General features: G+C 62.1%; 12 protein-coding genes. 11 read left to right on the top strand and 1 reads right to left on the bottom strand.

Features of this window, described 5'->3' with window-relative positions:
• The first annotated feature begins 132 nt into the window (after positions 1 to 132).
• The 7 genes from H0241_RS11870 to H0241_RS11840 all read left to right on the top strand — a co-directional run bounded on the left by H0241_RS11870 (position 133) and on the right by H0241_RS11840 (position 8923).
• On the top strand, positions 133 to 972 hold the full coding sequence (locus H0241_RS11870; protein ID WP_181057591.1) for a GntR family transcriptional regulator: 840 nt from the start codon (positions 133 to 135) through the stop codon (positions 970 to 972).
• Positions 969 to 2063 (top strand): BMP family ABC transporter substrate-binding protein, encoded by a 1095-nt coding sequence (locus H0241_RS11865; protein ID WP_027039479.1) that lies wholly within the window; start codon positions 969 to 971, stop codon positions 2061 to 2063. Before H0241_RS11870 ends, H0241_RS11865 begins: the two co-directional genes overlap by 4 nt.
• Positions 2064 to 2160: 97 nt before the next feature.
• Entirely contained in the window at positions 2161 to 3708 is a 1548-nt protein-coding gene (locus H0241_RS11860; protein ID WP_181057590.1) for an ABC transporter ATP-binding protein, read from the top strand.
• Complete coding sequence (locus H0241_RS11855) at positions 3692 to 4783, top strand: ABC transporter permease (protein ID WP_181057589.1); 1092 nt, start codon at positions 3692 to 3694, stop codon at positions 4781 to 4783. Before H0241_RS11860 ends, H0241_RS11855 begins: the two co-directional genes overlap by 17 nt.
• Positions 4783 to 5703: an ABC transporter permease gene (locus tag H0241_RS11850; protein WP_084016228.1), complete on the top strand. Its 921-nt coding sequence runs from the start codon at positions 4783 to 4785 to the stop codon at positions 5701 to 5703. The genes H0241_RS11855 and H0241_RS11850 overlap by 1 nt, the downstream gene beginning before the upstream one ends.
• 605 nt (positions 5704 to 6308) lie before the next feature.
• On the top strand, positions 6309 to 8441 hold the full coding sequence (locus H0241_RS11845) for an adenylate/guanylate cyclase domain-containing protein (RefSeq protein ID WP_407941739.1): 2133 nt from the start codon (positions 6309 to 6311) through the stop codon (positions 8439 to 8441).
• Positions 8441 to 8923 (top strand): hypothetical protein, encoded by a 483-nt coding sequence (locus H0241_RS11840; RefSeq protein ID WP_181057587.1) that lies wholly within the window; start codon positions 8441 to 8443, stop codon positions 8921 to 8923. The genes H0241_RS11845 and H0241_RS11840 overlap by 1 nt, the downstream gene beginning before the upstream one ends.
• On the opposite strand, the gene H0241_RS11835 is transcribed toward H0241_RS11840, so the two are convergent.
• Positions 8897 to 10714 carry a patatin-like phospholipase family protein gene (locus tag H0241_RS11835; RefSeq protein ID WP_181057586.1) on the bottom strand — a complete coding sequence of 606 codons (1818 nt, stop codon included), beginning with the start codon at positions 10712 to 10714 and terminating at the stop codon, positions 8897 to 8899. The two genes, H0241_RS11840 and H0241_RS11835, sit on opposite strands and share 27 nt — an antisense overlap.
• A 343-nt stretch (positions 10715 to 11057) precedes the next feature.
• Between H0241_RS11835 and H0241_RS11830 the strand changes: the two genes are divergently transcribed.
• The 4 genes from H0241_RS11830 to H0241_RS11815 all read left to right on the top strand — a co-directional run bounded on the left by H0241_RS11830 (position 11058) and on the right by H0241_RS11815 (position 16857).
• On the top strand, positions 11058 to 12245 hold the full coding sequence (locus tag H0241_RS11830; RefSeq protein ID WP_181057585.1) for a magnesium transporter: 1188 nt from the start codon (positions 11058 to 11060) through the stop codon (positions 12243 to 12245).
• A 492-nt stretch (positions 12246 to 12737) separates the two neighbouring features.
• On the top strand, positions 12738 to 13982 hold the full coding sequence (locus H0241_RS11825) for a tetratricopeptide repeat protein (protein WP_181057584.1): 1245 nt from the start codon (positions 12738 to 12740) through the stop codon (positions 13980 to 13982).
• Between the two features lie 88 nt (positions 13983 to 14070).
• Positions 14071 to 14796 carry a FecR domain-containing protein gene (locus tag H0241_RS11820; protein ID WP_181057583.1) on the top strand — a complete coding sequence of 242 codons (726 nt, stop codon included), beginning with the start codon at positions 14071 to 14073 and terminating at the stop codon, positions 14794 to 14796.
• Positions 14797 to 14856: 60 nt separating this feature from the next.
• Positions 14857 to 16857 carry a CHASE2 domain-containing protein gene (locus tag H0241_RS11815; RefSeq protein WP_181057582.1) on the top strand — a complete coding sequence of 667 codons (2001 nt, stop codon included), beginning with the start codon at positions 14857 to 14859 and terminating at the stop codon, positions 16855 to 16857.
• Positions 16858 to 16903: the final 46 nt, after the last annotated feature.

Below are 16903 nucleotides of genomic sequence, written 5' to 3'. Positions count from 1 at the left end.
GTGTTGACAGATTATGATGATTGAATTCCGATATGGGAAAGCTGAACCTGGGATATGTCGCGCCCCGACAAGGCATATCCCTGTCACGAAGAGCCTGCTGATCATGTCGTCGAAATGGCGGAGAACCGCGTCTTGAGCAGCCGTTCCCAGACTATCGCGGACACGCTGACCCGCGCCATCATCGACCATCGGCTTGTGCCCGGCTGCAAGCTCGGTGAACGCGAACTCTCCGAAATATTCAACGTAAGCCGCATCGTGGTGCGCCAGGCCCTGATCCGGCTCGCCGATGACGGGCTTGCGCAGATCGAGCGCAACCGCGGCGCCTTCGTCGCCAAGCCGAGCATGCAGGAGGCGATGGAAATCTACGATGCGTTGACGCTTGTTGAACAAGGCGTCGCGGCGCAGCTGAGCGATCGGCTCGGTCCGGCCGGTTGGGCGGAGCTGCGCCACCATGTCGAACGCCAGCGACAAGCCGTCGCCGCGGGCAACCATGCCTTGGCCGATGTGCTTGGCCAGGAATTCCACACCGTGTTCGTGCGCCTCAGCCGCAACAAGGTCATGCAGGAAATCCACGCGCAGCTGGTGCGCCGCACGACGCTGTTGCGCTCCCTCATTACCGCCGATTTCGACTATTGCAATCTGCTGGACGACCATTCGCGGGTCGTCGATCTCCTGGAAAAGGGCCGCCTGAAACAGGCCATGGATCTGATAGACACCCACCATCGCGCGGTGGTGCGCGGCTACATCATGGATCGCGAAGTGTTTCCGGAGATGACACCCGCCGAGGCGCTGGCGCCTTACCTCGACGGCAAGACCGACGGCGCGACCGTGCCGGTGGCGCCAAGGAAACCAGCCAACCCATCAGGGAATGGCGGCAGCACCGCGCACGTGCACGTCCATCTCCCCAAAATAAACCGGGCACCGACAAGCCGGGCGTCAACAAAAAAAACCAACAGAGGGTTACCATCATGAACGATCTGACAAGACGCAATTTCCTCAAATACAGCGGCGCGCTCGGCGCTGCTCTCGGCACCGGAGGACTGACAACGATCGCGCGCGCCCAGGAGGTGCTGAAGATCGGCGCCGTCTATGTCTCGCCGGTCGCCGAGATCGGCTGGACCAAGCAGCACAGCCTCGGTGTCGACGCCATCAAGGCCGCGTTCGGCGACAAGGTCGAGCTCACCGTCATTGACAACATCTTCATGCCGCAAGATGCGGAGCGCATTTTTCGCGAGCTGGCCAGCGCCGGCAACAAACTAATCTTCGGCACCAGTTTCTCGCACGGCACCCCGATGCAGAAGGTGGCGCCACGCTTTCCGAAGGTCGCCTTCGAACATTGCTCGGGCATCGTCCATCTGGCCAATCTCGGAACCTTCGAGGCGAAATATTACGAAGGCACTTTCGTCGCCGGCGCGGCAGGTGGCTATATGTCGAAATCGGGCAAGATCGGCTTCATCGGCGGCTTCCCTATCCCCGACATCGTCGGCCCCGCCAATGCGCTGCTGCTCGGTGCGCAAAGCGTCAACCCGAACGCCACCTGCAACGCCATCTTCCTGAATTCCTGGTTCGATCCGGGCAAGGAGAAGGAGGCCGCCAAGACGCTGCTTTCGCAAGGCTGCGATGTCATCTGCTCGATGACAGACACGGCCACCGGCGTCCAGGTCGCCGGCGAAGGCGGCGCCTGGTCGATCGGCTATGCCAGCGACATGGCGAAGTTCGCTTCAGGCAAACAGTTGACGTCATTCGTGCTCGACTGGACCAGCGATTATGTCGGCGCAGCCAAGGCTGTCGCTGCCGGCACCTGGAAGCCGGAAGTGCGTTGGGACGGACTGGCAGGGGGCGTCGTGAAGATGGCGCCCTACAATGACGGCATACCGGCCGACACCAAGGCCAAGCTGAAGCAGCTCGAGGCCGACATCGGCAGCGGCAAGGTGCATCCCTATGGCGGCGAGCTGAAGGACCAGGACGGCAACGTCAAGGTCGCTGCAGGCTCGGTCCTGGCCGATGACGATGTTCGCGGCATGAACTGGTTCGTCAAGGGGATGATCGGCAAGCTGAGCTGAACGTCATCAAAGAACCAGGGAGGCGCCGAGGCCGACCTTCGGCGTCTCCCTGCCTGGTTCCCGTCCAACCTCGCTTCACGCCACGGCAGGACCCGCCATGCATCCGCGTCTAGAACTGCGCAACATCTGCAAGCGCTATCCCGGCGTCGTCGCCAATGACGATGTCTCGCTGTCTATCCAGCCCGGCGAAATCCACGCCGTGCTGGGCGAAAACGGCGCCGGCAAATCGACCCTGATGAAGATCATCTATGGCGCGGCGCAGGCCGATTCCGGCGAGATCTTCTGCGACGGCAATCCGATCGCGGCGCACAACCCGGCGACGTCGCGCGCGCTCGGCATCGAGATGGTCTACCAGCACTTCGCGCTGTTCGAATCCGTTTCGGTGGTCGAGAACATCGCGCTCTCGGCAAGCAGCGCCTTCCACCTGCCCTCGCTTGCCGACAAGATCCGCGAGCTTTCGCTTCGCTACGGCATGCCGATCGATCCGCACCGCCAGGTGCATGACCTCTCTGTCGGTGAGCGGCAGCGCGTCGAGATCGTGCGCTGCCTGCTGCAGGCGCCCAAGCTTCTGATCCTTGACGAGCCGACCTCCGTGCTGACGCCACAGGCGGTGGTCAAGCTGTTCGAGACGCTTCGACAACTCGCCGCCGAAGGCTGCAGCATCGTCTACATCAGCCACAAGCTCGACGAGGTGCAGGAGCTCTGCGACACCGCAACGGTGCTGCGTAACGGCAAGGTCACCGGCACCGCTCGGCCGAAGGAGACGACCTCGCTCGAGCTCGCCCGCATGATGGTCGGCTCGAAGCTGCCGGAAATGCATGTCAGCCCGCCGACCCCAAGCGAGAAGCCAGTGCTCGAGGTCAACAACCTTTCGGTCAAGGCAAGAGACCATTTCGGCGTGAATCTGAAGGATGTCTCGTTCAACGTTCATGGCGGGGAAATCGTCGGCCTGGCGGGAGTGTCCGGAAACGGCCAGGCGGAGCTTATCGCCTTGCTCAGTGGCGAACGCACGCATCACAACAACGACGCGATCAGGATCTGCGGCACCGCTGCCGCTCGCCTTCGTGCCGACGAGCGTCGCAAGCTCGGTCTCGCTTTCGTTCCCGAAGAACGGCTGGGGCGCGGCGCTGTACCGTCGCATACACTGTGGGAGAACGCGGTTCTGACCGCCCATCGCTTCGGCACCGTCCGCAAGGGCCTGGTCGACAGGCGCAGGGCCAGCGCTTTCGCTGCCGGCATCATCGACAGGTTCAAGGTCAAGGCCAACGGTGCAGGCTCGACGGCACAGAGCCTTTCGGGCGGCAATCTGCAGAAATTCATCGTCGGCCGCGAGATCGCGCTCGAGCCGAAGCTGCTGCTTGTTTCCCAGCCGACCTGGGGTGTCGATGTTGGCGCCAGCGCCTTCATCCGCCAGACCATCGTCGACCTCAGCCGCGCCGGCGCGGCGGTGCTCGTCGTCTCCGAAGAGCTCGACGAGTTGTTCGAGATCTGCGACCGGCTGCTGGTGATCTGTCAGGGCCGGGTGTCACCGCCGCTGGTACGCAAGACGACCGATCGCGAAGAGGTCGGGCTGCTGATGACCGGTCGAACGATGAGCACGGATCAAATGGCAAGTGGGAGTGGCGACGTTGCGCTTCAGAATTGAACAAAGGCCGGAGCCTTCGGCGACAATGCGCGTCGCCGCGCCGGTGCTGGCGTCGGTTTTGACGCTGGTCGTCGGCTCGATCCTTTTTGCCTCGCTCGGACACGATCCGCTGCCGACGCTCTACGCCTTCTTTGTCGAGCCGTTGAATTCCCTCAACGGTTTGTCGGAATGGCTGCTCAAGGCTTCGCCGCTGATCCTCATCGCCTGTGGGCTGGCTATCGGCTTCCGCGCCAATGTATGGAACATCGGCGCCGAGGGCCAGTTCACCATGGGCGCGATTGCGGCGAGCGGCGTCGGCCTCTTCTGGCCGAACCCGGACAGCGTGCTGCTGTTGCCGTTGATGTTCGTTGCCGGCATGGGCGCCGGCATGGCATGGGCGGCGATCCCTGCCTTCCTGCGCGCCCGCATGAACACCAACGAGATCCTGGTCACGCTGATGATGACCTATATCGCGACGCTGTTCCTGTCCTATCTCGTGCATGGACCGTGGCGCGATCCGGCCGGTTTCAACTACCCGCAGACGGCACTTCTGCCGACAGCCGCCTTGTTCGAATCCTTCGACCCGGCCTATCGGCTCAACCCTTCGATCTTCATCACCGTCGTCGCCGTGCTCGTGATGTGGCTGTTCACTGACCGCAGCTTCCTTGGCTACAAGATGTCGGTCAGCGGCGCGGCACCGCTTGCCGCCCGCTATGCCGGCTTTCGCGAATCTGCCGCGGTCTGGATCGGGCTGCTGGCTGGGGGCGCGGCGGCCGGCATCGCCGGCATGGCGGAAGCCGCTGGGCCGCTCGGCCAGCTCTCGCCGCAGATTTCACCCGGCTACGGTTTTGCGGCCATCATCGTTGCCTTCATCGGCCGGTTGAACGCCTTCGGCATTGTTCTCGGCGGACTGTTGATGTCGCTGCTTTTCCTCGGCGGCGAAGGCGTACAGATGACGCTCGGCCTGCCCTCGGCGCTGACGCGCATCTTCCAGGGCATCCTGCTGTTCTTCCTGCTCGCCGCCGACTTCTTCATTTTCTATCGCGTACGTCGGGTGCGGCCGGCCCGAGACACGCATGCGCTGGAGACAGCCTGATGGACCTGTTCATTGCCATCTTCACCGGCACCGTCATTGCCGCCACGCCGCTGATATTCGCTGCCCTCGGTGAACTCGTGGTGGAGAAGTCCGGCGTGCTTAACCTCGGCATCGAAGGCATGATGCTGATGGGCGCCGCATTGGCTTTTTGGGCCGTAACCGCGGGCTATCCGATGCCTGTCGCGATCCTTGCCGGCGCGCTGGCAGGTGCCGCCGCCTCGCTGCTGTTCGGCGTTCTGGCGCTGACCTTCCTCACCAATCAATATGCGGCCGGCTTGGCGCTGGCCATCTTCGGTTCCGGTGTGTCCGCCTTCCTTGGACGCGGCTTCGGCAGCGAGCCTATCGAGGCGCTGCACGGCATCAACGTCCCTGTTCTGTCTGATCTGCCGCTGATCGGTCCGCTGCTCTTCCGCTTCGATCCGATGGTCTATCTGGCTCTGGTGATGTTCGCTGCCATCAGCTGGTTTCTCTACCGCACGAAGGCCGGGCTGATCCTGCGAACGATCGGCGAGTCACCGCAGACATCGCATGCGATCGGCTATCCCGTGATCCGGATCCGCTATATGGCCGTGCTGTTCGGCGGGGCGATGGCGGGATTGGCGGGCGCCTACCTGTCGGTCGCCTACACGCCACTCTGGGTCGAGAACATGACCGCCGGCAAGGGCTGGATCGCATTGGCGCTGGTGGTGTTCGCCACCTGGCGGCCACTGCGCATCCTGCTGGGCGCATGGTTGTTCGGCGGCATGACGATCCTTCAATTGCAGGGGCAGGCGCTCGGACTGGAAGTGCCATCCGAACTGCTGTCGGCCCTGCCCTATCTCGCCACCATCATCGTACTGGTTCTGATCTCGCGAAACCGGCAAATGCTGGCGCTGCATTTCCCGGCTTCGCTGGCAAAGCCTTTCCGTCCGGCGGGTTGAGCGGCAGGGTCTCTATTCCCTGTTGTAGGGAATGCCGAGCGCCACTGGCTGATGGGTGCGCGATCGCAGACCCGCAAGCAACACAAGTGATGCCACATAGGGCAAGACGAGGAATAGCTGGTGGGGAACCGGAATCCCGACGACCTGCGCGTGGATCCCCAGAGCCTCGAGAAACGCGAAGATGAAGATCGCTCCAACGATCCGGAACGGCATCCAGATGCCGGCGCGATGATCGCGACCACAACGAGCCAGCCGCGCCCGGCAATGAGATCCGGGACGAACTTGTCCGAATAGCCGAGCATCAGGAAGGCACCGCCGAAGCCGGACATCATGCTGCCGAACATGATCGCGACGGTGCAGCGCTATGCAATTGGTGAGCTAACCCGGCGATAGAACGAGCGACGATGCCCGTGAGACCGCGACGCTTCTGCCGTGCGGTCCCACGGGCAAATCGACAACGCATTCCCGCACACGTCTCGCAGTAAATTTGCTATGCATATGCGAGGGAGAGGGGGAACAGATGAAACACGATCCTGGCTTGCCGTCCGACGCGACGCCGACGCTCCTGTTTCCGAAGACCTGATGCAAAAGCAAAGTAAGATCTCATGTCTTCTCCAGATGTGACCGGCTCATCCAGCCCCGCGGGCTGGGGCTTGGCTGCAAAGCTGTTTACAACCCTCGTCCTTCTCGGCGCGATCGCGGTCCTGGTGACCGGGACGCTCGGTTACTTCCGCGCCCGCGACGCCCTCGAAAAAGCAGTCTTCGACCAACTCACGGCCGCCCGTCAGACCAAGACGCGGCAGGTCGAAACCTACTTCCGCACGATCCAGGCGGAACTGCGCCTGCTTGCCACTTCCAAGATGGTGGTCGATGCGACACGCGAGTTCCGGACCGCGGTCGACCAGCTCGACCGGGCAGGCGCTCCGCCTGAACTGCGGCAGAAGGTCGGCGATTGGTACGCTGAGAACTTCATCCCCGGAATGACGCGCACCCTTGGCAGGGAACCGGCCCTGTCGGACTACCTGCCGGTCGATGGTGCCCCCTACCATCTGCAGTATCACTACATTGTGGAAAATCCCAACCCGGCGGAGCGGCGGAAGCTTCTCGACGACGCCGGCGACGGAAGCGAATACTCCAGGCTGCATGCCATATATCATCCATTGATGCGCGCTGCGGCTACCACGGTCGGCTTTTTCGATCTCTTGATTGCCGATCCCAAATCAGGTCGCCTGATCTATACGGTCGAGAAGGAGGTGGATTTCACCACGTCTCTTCAGTTGGGTCCCTACCGCAGCACCAACGTCGCGGCGGCCGTCGCCCGCTGCTCGCAGATCGCAGACCCGTCAGCCATCTGCCTGGAGGATTTCGCCTCTTATGCGCCATCAGGCGGCGCACCGATCGCCTTCATGGCGGCACCGGTGATTGCCCAGGGCGTCGTCATCGGCGTGCTGGTCGCGAAACTGTCGAATGATGAGATCGACAACGTCGTCACCGGTAACCGCCGCTGGCGGCAGGAAGGGTTCGGCGACACGGGTGGGGCCTATCTCGTCGGACCCGATTATCTGGCGCGCTCTGGCCCGCGGGCGTTCTACGAGAACCGCGATAACTTCTTCGCCGACCTCAAATCCGTCGGCGCCTCGGACGAGGAGATCGCTGTCATTCAGCGTTACGGGACACCAGTGCTGCATCAGCGCATCGACACCAAGGCCTCCCGTGCCGCGCTCGCCGGTGTCGAGGGCACGGGCGAGATCGTCGGATACCGTGGCGTCCCGACGCTCGCTTCATGGGGACCGCTCGCGATTTCCGGTGTCAAGTGGGCTCTCGTCGCCAAGATCGACAGCGCCGAGGCCTTCGCACCGATCGCCGAACTCCGCCGGGATCTGTTGCTCGTCGGAGGACTGGCGATGCTCGTGGTCGCCGCCACCGCCGCCTGGCTTTCGCGCGCGCTGCTCGGACCGCTCCGCGATCTGACTGCCGGGGTGAAACGCTTCTCTGCTGGCGACTATGCGACCAGCGTGCCGGTCCGCACGCGCGACGAGATTGGCGAGCTCTGCTCGGCCTTCAATGGCATGGTTGAGGATCTGCACCAGAAGAATGTCGTGATCGAGACCAAGAACCGCGAGAACGAGCAGCTGCTGCTCAACGTCCTGCCGGCACCGATCGCCAATCGGCTGCGCGCTGGCGAGGAGAGGATCGCCGACGGCTTCGCCGAGGTCACGGTCGCCTTCGCGGACCTGGTCGGGTTCACGGCACTGACATCGGAAATGCCGCCGCACGATGTCGTGATGTTTCTCAACGGACTCTTCACGCGCTTCGACGTTGCCGCCAATGATCTCGGCATCGAGAAGATCAAGACGGTGGGCGACTCCTATATGGCGGTGTGCGGCCTGCCCGTGCCGGTGGCCAACCACGCCGAGCGCATGGTCCGCATGGCCATCCGCATGGTCCACATTACCCGCGAGCACGCGATGGAACACAACGTCTCGATGAAGCTCCGGGTTGGCGTCAACAGCGGGCCAGTGGTCGCCGGAGTCATTGGGAAGAGCAAGTACATCTATGATTTATGGGGTGACACAGTGAACCTGGCGAGCCGCATGGAGTCGGGTGGAGTTCCCGACTCTGTTCAGGTGACGCGCCCCGTCTACGAACAGCTCAAGGACCAATTCATTTTCGAGCCGCGCGGCGTTATCGAAGTCAAAGGCAAGGGAAAAGTGGAAGCCTGGGTGTTGAGATTTTAGTGGCGGGGCAGCTCCGATGCCGGTTTGCCCTCTACCTGTTCGGCGTCAATGGCTTTCGCCGCAGGCGCGACTTGGGCGTCCTGAGGGGAGCGGACCCGAATGTCCGCTTCGCGCTTCAACACGGTCATAGAGTTCATTTTTGCGGTAGCCAGAAGCAGACACAGCCGACGACCGTTCTGGAGGCCACGGTCGCGCCAGTTGCCCACGTGCGGCGCCTGGCGCGCGACCTGGATATCCAGATCGGCATCGTCTGCGAGCTGGTTTCCCATCCATCGCAGCTACCGGAGGTGCTGGAGGCCGCGGTCCGCACCGCGATCGGGCGGCGCCGTGCGTCATCCCTGGCGACGTTGCGATTCAGGATTACGAGGCGCCTTTCTCGGCGCCCGCCGCTCTCGCAATCCGACAGCCGGTCGTCGTTCCTGCGGCCGATCAACTCGATGCGCTCGCCGACCTGCTCAACCGAGCACCGCCCGGAGCCCTGAGTCGTTCTGGCGGAGACGTTCCTCGATCCATTGCGCCGTGCGGTCGTAGGCGTCCGAAAACAACTCGGAATGTCGACTCCAATCCATGAAGGTGCTCGAAACCTGCGGACAGACCAAGACATCCTCGTCGCCGACGGCAATGTCCTGCGGCCCGTGTGCCAGAATACTCGCGGCAATAACCTGAAGCATGCTCGGAATCTGCGGCAGGCGGGCACGGCCGAAAGGGTTCAGCAGGGCGATCGCCAGTTCCGATCTTCCGGGGATGCGGTCATAGTCGATGTGGTATTTTTGCGGTGCACTGGACCCGAAGCTCACGATGACATTGGGGCCGGTCTTGAGTTCCCTCATCTGATCCAGCGGCAAATTGTTCATGATGGCGCCGTCCACCAGCATATCGCCGTCAGCCGTAAAGAACGGCGGCAGGACACCCGGGAGCGAGCCGGATGCGCGAACGGCTTGCCAGAGTTTTCCACGACGGTGGACAAGGGGCTGACGGCTGCTCAGATTGCTCGAAAGCGCAAAGAACGGAAACCAAAGATCTTCGATCAGAACGTCGCCGTATTCCTCCCGAAGGGCTCGATCGAAGGCTTTGTGATCTAGAAGCGCGAAACGCGGCAAGGTGGGGCGCCGAAACGCCCGACTCTTGACAAATACGTTGTGCGTGCCGCGGTCGATCTGCTCCGCGTCCAACCCTCTTGCGAAGCCGGCCATCATCGCCGCTCCGGAACTTGTCCCGCCGAGATAGTCGAAGCGGCCGCCCGCCTCGACGAAGGCCTTGTAAACGCCCAGATGGGCGCTGCCCAGGGACCCACCCCCCGCCGCCACGAAGCCACGTGCCTTGCAGGAAATAAATCGGACCAGGCGCTGGATATCAGACGCGTCCTCCAGTGCAACATGATGATGCTGGCCGACATGGGGGCGCTCATCGAGCCACGCAGAGGTGCCGGAGACCGCAGCCGAGCGATTGTCGTGAATTAAGACAAGCCGACCGGTCGATGGTGGATGGACCGATAGCGCCAATTCCTCGGACGTGTTCAAGCGAGGCGAGGAGGACGCGTTCGCCAGCAGCAGGACGGCATCGGCCTGGCGAATGCAGACTCGTGTCCATTCATTAGGTTCTTCATCGGCGACGTAGACAACGAATTCAGCTTGCGCCTCCAGTTCGTTCAACCAGTTAAGGACCGGCTGGTCGTCGATCGGACGACCTGCGAACTTCGCGTGGACGTCAAGCCGGGAAACGAACTGAGCGCGCGTGACCGCGCCGAACTCTTGCTGTAGGTGCCCGATGAAAACCGGTGAGATGCGACTTCCGCCGGCTGCAATGATGGCAAGCGTTCGGATTTTGGCAGGTTTCTGGAGACGTGACAAAATCGGAGATTGCGTGGCGAACCGACGCGCCAGAGATATTGTGACCGCCTCTCTCAGGTTCGGCAGAGCCTCAGCCGCCTTCTCGAAATGATTACGACTGATTTCAAGGACGATCGAATCGCGCGCTGCAAGGACAGTGGCCGTACGGGGCAGCCCTGCAAAGAAACCAATTTCGCCGACTAGTTCGCCCTGTGCGATCTCGGCGACCGAGCCAATCCGATCTCCTTTGTGTACCGTAAAGCGACCGGACAGCACGACGAAGAACCTGTCCGATGGATCGCCTTCGCGAACCAGGACCTCACCGCGCCTTAGGACCCGACGGTCGGATTCGGCAGCCAAAGCCTCGAGCGCCAGCAACGACGCACGATCGAACATCAATGTCGCCGACAATAATCTCGCGGCGAGAGAATCGGCGGAGGACATTTTGAGCCATCCGAGGAACGCATTCGCTCCGGTAATTGTATCCTGTATCGCTTGTGTTTGCAGCATCGCAAGGCGCGATCCGAGCCGAACCGCAACGTTGCCGGCTGGAGCCCGTCTAGGGGCGCGCAGCTCCGATGCCGGCTTGCCCTCCTCCTGTCCGCCGTCAATGGCTTTCGCCGCAGGTGCGACTGGGCGCCCTGAGGGGACCCGCATCGCGCTTAGGCCGAAATAACGTCGAGAACCACAAGGCGGACTGCTGCTGGGGCCGGAAGAGTCGTATTTCCGCACTGGTGCGATCCGGTACTTTACATACTATGTGACCTTCAATTGGGGGCTATAGCAAATGAAAGAAGAGACCGGCGTTCAGAAGTTGGTGCGCACGCTACGTGCCCGAGCACCCGATGACGCAGCTGAATTGCTCGCCAGAGAGTCTCCCGAGTTCATCCGCGACACACTAAAGCTGTTGCCGGACGGGCACGCCCGTAAGGTGGCCGAGCATTTGCCACTGCATATGCGGCCCATCGGGTCTCATGACGGTGGCAAGGATATCGCGATGCCCGAGTCGCTCATCGAGCTGATGGACCCGATTTCCGCCAGCGTTCCTGTCGGGACGACAGTTGCTGCCGCGGTTGAAGCTGTCAGACGCGCCCAGGTGCCGACCGAGCTGACTTATCTCTACGTCACGGACGAGGGAAATAAACTGGTTGGCCTGGTGGTCCTGCGCGATCTGATGCTGAGCGAACCGGTCGCCATTGTCGATCAGATCATGCTGCCCAAGCCGTTCGCTCTCAATGTCGATCTCCCTTTGAGCAACGCATGCGAGGCAGCGGTACGGCGTCACTACCCTGTCTACCCGGTGGTGGACGCGGAGAACCGGCTGCTCGGGCAGGTTCGCGGTTGGCGCTTGTTCGAGCAGCAAATCATTGAGATTTCCGCCCAGTCTGGCCAGATGGTAGGTGTCCAGAAGGAGGAGCGCTCTTTTACGCCGTTGTTTTCAGCCTTCTTGAAGCGTCATCCGTGGCTGCAGTTGAACCTCCTGACGGCCTTCCTGGCCGCATTCGTGGTCAGTTCGTTCACAGGCACGATCGAGAAGATCGTCGCCCTGGCGGCGTTCCTCCCGGTCTTGGCCGGGCAGAGCGGAAACACCGGCTGCCAGGCACTGGCCATGACGCTGCGTGGCCTTGCCCTGGGGGATGTGGACAAAAGACCGAAGCTGCACTTGGTGATGAGAGAGGGCGCGCTCGGGATCGCTAACGGCTTGCTCGTAGGCCTTCTTGCGGCTGCGGCGATGTGGTTCTACGCCTCGAGGCAGCCGGAGTCGGCGGCCCAAGCGCCCATGCTGGCACTTGTGATCCTGCTTGCCATGTCCGGAGCGTGCCTCTTGTCCGGAATCTCCGGCGTGCTGATCCCGTTGGGCCTGCGCCGGGTCGGCGCCGATCCGGCGGTCGCTTCGGCGATCTTCCTCACTACCTTGACTGATATCGTAGGCATGGGCCTGATGCTGTGGCTGGCCACCATGCTCGTGCTGTAGCAAGGCGCGTCCAGTCACGCGTCCCTGGGAATTTGGGGGCAATGAGTTGACCTCGTCGCGTTCGGAGAAATTGCGAGAGCCCGGCTCGCGCACACATCGTGAGGAACACCTCAGCATTTCGACTCCTTGCGCAACGCGACGGAAGACCTTTAGATGATCCGTGAGTGACCTTGAAGCCTCATTCGGTGACCGGATATGCGCAGAAATGCGCAAACAATATAGATCTTGTCCCACTTAGGGGTTTGAATTATTTGCCGCTAGTGCCGGATACTCCAATTGCGTTCAGCAACGCTGAGAAGATGTTTTGGCAAACAGCGTAGCCGAAATAGGAATGAACCCAAAATTTGTTGCGCAACTGCAACAGCTGCTGAAGCTCGCACGGTCTGGTGACAGTCCCGTCGCCTTTTTTCTTGTGGTCGTGCTAAATCCTTCGCACTAGTCGGGTTCGGGTGGGTTCTCGGCATGCTATCTTCGGCTCGAACGATCTTCGGCTTGGCCGCAGCGCTGCTTTTTAGCGGCGTATTGCCGGCCGGCGCACAAGGTCTTTTTACGGTCTATGACGATGCGTTTTCGGCCCGCATCGCCAGTCCGGCCGACAATGGAACACTCGCCCAATTCGTCACGGTTGCGGTCAACGCGGGACAATACGATCAGGCGATCTCCTCAATCGAGCAGTATCTGATCAAATACCCCCGCGACGCCCGCGCGCGGCTTGCGGCCAGCCGGTTGTATTATCATGTCGGGTCCTATGAATTGGCCCGGCGGCAGGTGCAGTACGGCATCGAAGTCGGTGGTCTGACCGCGAGTGAGCAGCAGGAAGCTGTTCGCTTGCTGGCCCGCATCGAGCGCGCGTTGCGTGGCGTCACCTGGGAACTCGCCCTGACTGGAGGCGTATTCAGCGCATTCACCGATTTTGAGCCAGGCGGGGCGCAGGACGACGACAGCCTCGTCTCGCCCTACGGGCGGGCCGACGGCTTTGTTCGGTGGGACCTCGGCACGCCAAGTGCTGACGCCCTCGTTCTTTCGGGATCGTTGACGGCGACAGAGCGTTTTTTCACGGAAGACCTGTCGGTTCCGGGCAGCGAGAAGACTTTTGTCCACGGCAACGCAGCGATCACCTGGGACAAGGGGCTGCCCAACAGTGGGATCGATTCGCTTCGCCTGCTGCTTTCCGCGTTTACCGTGACAGATCGTTTCGACAGCGATATCCACGAAACCGGCGTCGGCCTCAGTGGACGTTTCCTCGTTCGCCCGACGGTCGAGACGACCCTCTTCGCCGGTGGCGGCTACATCGATCTAAGCGCCTCGCAAGGCATTTTCGCCGATAGCAGGGTCTTGTATGAGGCAGGCGGCAGCTACCGCTTCCGTAATGGCCAGGCGCTCGGACTGCGCTTTGTCGGCTCGAATGACTTCGCTTCAGAATCTGGCGAAATCGGTCGCAGCTACACGGGCGAGGTCCGCTATGGCGGCCTGTTGATGACAGTACCGGATCTTTTCGCATGGTCGCACCAGATCGCCTTCTCGGCCGGCCACAGCGACACTCCCGATCTGTCTGTCGGCATCGGCACAAATATCAAGAGCGACTTCTGGCGCATTGCCTCGGAAAGCGATTTTCAGATGACGGAAGCCCAGAAGATCAGCGTTGATCTCGCCTATCGAGAAACCAACTTCGCCATCGCCAACCGAGACCAAAAATCGTTCGAAATGCTCCTGAGCTATACGTTGACGCTCAATTGAAAGGGCCGCGATGAGGTACCGTCCGATCGCGATTGTTATCGCCTGCCTTGCCTTCGCGGCGCCCTCCGCCGCTGAGACGGTTGGGTCGATGACAGCCTATCAGACCAACATCGTTCGCAATAACGGTGGGACAATGAACGTCGGTGCCGGCGTCGAACTCGGCGACCAGCTGCGCAGCGATCCCACCGGTCTTGGAATGCTGGTGTTCCGGGATGAATCGAGCGCCAAGATAGGTCCGAACACCAGCCTGACGATCGATGAATTCGTCTACAATCCGGGCTCCGGATCGGGAAAGATCGACATCGGCATGAACAGCGGCCTGGCCCGTTTTTATGGCGGCCAGGTTTCGAAACGGGGCGTCATGCAGGTTGCGACGCCGCATATGGTGCTCGGCGCGAGGGGCGGCATCATCGAAGTGCTGGTGGCAGCCGGCCAGACCGTCGGCATACTGCGCGCCGGCCGTATGACCTGCACGATCAATGGCAAACGGCTGGTCATCACAAACCCGGGCTACGCCTGCACGTCGGAAGATGGCAAGCTGCTGGCCGGCTACGGCGGAATCGACACCTTCCCGATATTGGACAGTATCGACCGGATAGCCGGCACCGGCCTGCCAGGCGCACCGGGTCCTGGATTGGACGTAAGCGCAATTTGTGCGTCGGCACTCGGCGGCTCGCTCAAAGTCTGCGACTCCACGGACGGCGCATTGCCAGGAGTGGTGATGGAATTCCCTGACAGCCCAACGCCACCTGTGGGCAGCGGGGGGCGGAGGGGCGATGGCGACGGCGATGGCTGCTCCCGCTTCTGCAATTAAGCCCGGTCGTCCGGTATGAGCCCCTGGGCTGATTGGCGCTGGGCCGATTGGCGCTGGACCGTGAGGCGCAAGATATCCGGTCTCGTGCTCATTCTTTTGCTGCTCGCTTGCCATTTGGCTTTCGACGGGCCGCTGTCGCGCCTGCGCGAAAGCACGTACGACTTCTACCAGTTTCTCGCCCCACGCCAAGCGACGAGCAATCCTGTCGTGATCGTCTCGATAGACGACCCCAGCCTCAATGCACATGGGCGATGGCCCTGGAACCGTGGCCTCTTGGCCGATCTGGTCGATGGCATCACCCAATCCGGCGCGTCGGTGGTCGGGCTTGCGCTGGTACTCCCCGAAGCCGACACCTCGCCTGAGGGCATCGCCGGAGACAAGCGCTTGGCCGCAGCGCTGGCCAAAAATCGGACGGCGCTTGCCGTCAGCCTGGGCAACGAGGCGACGGTTTCAGAAGCAGAACCCAAAGCCGGCTGGTCGATCGTCGGGCAAGTCCCGAATACACTTCCCGGCTTCACCGGCCTGACCGGTTCGCTTGCCGAATTCTCGAACGCGGCCGTGGGCCTCGGCGTGATTCGCACCTTGCCCGATCCCGACGGCGTACTGCGCCATGTGCCGCTGCTCTGGATTCGCAACACCGCTCAAGGCGTGCAGCTGTGGCCGTCCTTCTCACTCGAGCTCCTGCGCCTTTACGCCGGACAGGACGGTTACATAGCCCGCATGAATGCAGCCGGGTTCGACGCGCTCAGGATGGCCGGCGCCATTGTGCCACTCGAGCCGGAGGGGGGCATCCGCCTCTGGGAAACCGTCACCGATACGCCCCGCCTGTCTGCCAGCACCATCCTTTCGGGCCATGGCGATCCGCGGCTACGGAACGCTATCGCCATTGTCGAGCTGTCGGCTGTGGGACTGACGCAGTACCTGCCCACGCCGACGCATCCAACGCGACCAGGCGCGGACATCCACGCCGATGCGATCGCCCAGATGCTTGCCGGGCGCTACCTGGCAGAGCCAACGCACGCGCGAATGCTCGAGCGGCTCTGGTTTCTCCTCAGTGCCGTCGTTTTCATCGGGCTTTCCGGAGTGCTCGCCGGGCGTGTCGTGGTTGGCGCCCTCGCCCTGACACTGCTGGCCGTCACGCCGTTCGTGTTCGGCGCTCTCGAGTACAGCCTGCAGGGCGCACTCTATGACCCGCTGCAGCCGGCGCTTGCAACGATCATGGTTGCGGGCTTCGAAGGCTATGTCCTCTACAGGCGCAGCGAGCAGCGCCGGTCCACCCTGACGCGACAGTTCTCGCAATATCTTTCGCCCTCCGTGGTACAGCGCCTCGCAAGCTCGGACACAGAGGCAATCCTGTCCGGCGAAAAGCGCGAGATCACAATCCTGCTCAGCGACATACGCGGCTTCACGACGATGAGCGAACAGCTCGACAGCCAAGAAATCGCCAAGGTGGTCAACCATTTCCTCGGCATTGCTACCGATGAGATCCTCAAGCGCGACGGAACCATCGACAAGTTCATGGGCGATGCGGTGCTGGCCTTCTGGAACGCACCGCTTGATCAACCCGATCATCGCGAGCGTGCGCTCGACGCGGGCCTTGCCCTGATCGAGCGGGTGAAGCGCGAAGACGCCGCCTTCACCGCGGATGGCCATCGCTCCATCGAAATTGGCGTCGCCATCGAGACCGGCATCTGCTCGGTAGGCAATTTCGGCTCCGAACGGCGCTTCGATTACACCGCGATCGGCTCCCCGGTGAACCGCGCGGCACGGCTCGAATCGACGACCAAGAAGCTGGGCATCCCCCTGGTGCTTGGACCCGGCTTTGCGGCAGGAGCATCGATGCCGGTTGTCCAGGCAGGCGCCTTTGAGCTCCAGGGTTTCAAGGGCGAGGTACCGGTTTTCACCGTTCCGGAGATGCAAACTGCTCCCCAAGGTATGAGCCGCGAAGCAGAGAGCCAACGTGGTGAGCAATCTGGCGCCCCCGCCGGGGTGGTTGGTTCGCCGCCATCCGTGCAAATGGCACCGCCTGATGTTGCACCCGGGACCCGAAGCACCCGCTGACCGGATCCAGGCCAACTTTCGATCCCGAAAGCTGCCGGTCCGCTCT

It is taken from the genome of Mesorhizobium neociceri (assembly GCF_013520985.1).
GTDB classification, from domain to species: domain Bacteria; phylum Pseudomonadota; class Alphaproteobacteria; order Rhizobiales; family Rhizobiaceae; genus Mesorhizobium; species Mesorhizobium neociceri.
The sequence above is the reverse complement of the archived record's forward strand: the minus strand, read 5'-3'. Positions and strand labels throughout refer to the sequence as shown.